We start from the raw sequence: 2,000 nt of genomic DNA, 5'->3' as shown, positions 1-2,000 counted from the left end.
GGCTGGGTGCTGCGGGCCTGGCGCTCGAGCTCGCGCTGATAGGCTTCGCTGGCATCGAGCAGGAGAAGGGTGTGGCCGGTGGGGGCGGTGTCGAGCACGACGAAGCGGTGCGTGCCCTGGCCGACCTCCCGTGCAAAGGCGCGGAAGACGGCGATTTCTTCGGTGCAGGGGGAGCGGAGGTCTTCCTCCAATAGAGCGCGGCCTGCGGCATCCATGGCACTGGCTTGCGCCTGCATGACTTCGCTTTGATAGGTGGCGGTCTCGGCAGCGGGATCGATCTTGCTGAGGGTGAGGCCGGGCACCTGGCCGTGCAATGTCTGCGCGAGGTGCGCGGCGGGATCTGTGGTGCTGAGGTGGACGGCGTGGCCGCGCTGGGCGAGGAGGACGGCGATGGCGGCTGCGACGGTGGTCTTGCCGACGCCGCCTTTGCCCATGGTCATGATGACGCCGTGGCCCTGCTGCTCCAGGGTGGTGACGAGGCTCTCCAGGCTTTCCATCTGCGGGGGTGTCCAGCTTTGCGGCTGCGGCTTTGCGCCGGGGCTTTCATCGTTCTCTGGTGCTGCGGGTGCGAGGAGGACGCGGAGACCGGGGATGCCGAGGATATTGATGGGGCGCAGGGGGACGATGTAGCTGGGCATGCTGCGGATGAAGTCGTCTGCGGCGGCGAGTGCGGCGGCACCGCGCTGCTGCATGGCCTGGGCGGTGATGTCATCTGGGCAGAGGGTTTCAAAGGTGCCATTGATGACGAGGCATTGATTTCCGACGCCGATGTCGCGGAGTTCTGCGGAGGTGCGCCGGGCCTCGCGCAGGGCGGCGGCCTGGGGGCGGCTGACGAGGACGAGGGTGGTGAGGGCGGCGTCTGCGAGGGTGTGGACGGTGGCCTCGTAGATGACGCGCTGCTTTTCCAAACCGGCAAGGGGGCCGAGGCAGGAGGTGCCGCTGGTGTTGGTGTCGAGAAACTGATCCCAGGCCTTGGCGAGGCTCATGAGGCGGAGGGTGTGGCCGGTGGGTGCGGTGTCGAAGATGACGTGATCGTAGTCGCGCGTGGCGGCGGGATCGCCGATGAGGCCGGAGAATTCATCGAAGGCGGCGATCTCGACGGTGCAGGAGCCGGAGAGCTGCTCCTCCATGCTGCGGAGTGCGGACTCGGGAAGGATGCCGCGCATGGGGCCGATGAGACGCTCACGATACGCAGCAGCGGCGGCGACGGGATTGATGTTCAGCGCGTGCAGGCCGGGTGCACCGGGGATGGGCGTGGGCGCGCTGGTGAGGGTGGTCTCCAGGACTTCATCGAGATTGGACGCGGGATCTGTGCTGACGAGGAGGACGCGCTTGCCGGCCTCGGTGAGGCGGAGCGCGCAGGCGCAGGAGAGGGACGTCTTGCCGACGCCGCCTTTGCCGGTGAAGAAGAGGAAGCGCGTGGTGGTGGCGGCCGTGGGCTGGTAAAGGGGGAGGCTCATAATGTGGCGGCCTCCTCGTGTGGGAATGCTGCCTGGAACCACGCGGGGCGCTCGTCCTTGCTGGGGTAGCGGCCTTTGAGATGGAGCTGGCCATCCCAGAAGATGAGGGGCAGGACCTCGGTGCCCTCGGCGAGCATGAGGGCCTTCACGGCATCGTTCAACGCGAAGTCCCCTGGCTGCTGGCCGAGATTGTAGCGCTCGACCTTGATGCCTGCTTTGTGAAACTGCGCGAGCATGGCGGCGAAGTTCACGAGGTCGGGGTCGATGTTTGTGCCGCAGATGCCGGTGGAGCAGCACATGGGTGGATCGTAGACTTGGATGCTTTTCATGGGGGGAGGGGTGAAGATGCCTGCTGCGTGGGGAGATACCATGGGGTGGAGACCTCCGGTGGCCAAGGGAATACTATTTGGTGAATTCGCCAAGTAAATGGCGGCGAGTGTGCGGGGATTGTCTTTGAGCAGGGAGGAACGACGAATGCGCCGGGGAAGGACGTGCGCGGCGGAGGGAGCGGCAGGGCCGGGGCGCAGCGCAGGCTTATGC

General features: G+C 66.5%; 2 protein-coding genes. Both read right to left on the bottom strand.

What is annotated here, in order from left to right; all coding sequences use genetic code 11:
- On the bottom strand, nucleotides 1–1,460 hold a 1,460-nt coding region (gene arsA, locus WAW39_RS19475; protein WP_422320831.1), incomplete at its 3' end, for an arsenical pump-driving ATPase.
- The coding region (arsD, locus tag WAW39_RS19470) for an arsenite efflux transporter metallochaperone ArsD (protein WP_422320830.1) at nucleotides 1,457–2,000 on the bottom strand (544 nt) is incomplete at its 5' end. The genes arsD and arsA, both read right to left, overlap by 4 nt.

Source organism: Prosthecobacter sp. (assembly GCF_049294395.1).
In the GTDB taxonomy this organism is placed as follows: Bacteria; Verrucomicrobiota; Verrucomicrobiia; order Verrucomicrobiales; family Verrucomicrobiaceae; genus Prosthecobacter.
The sequence above is the reverse complement of the archived record's forward strand: the minus strand, read 5'-3'. Positions and strand labels throughout refer to the sequence as shown.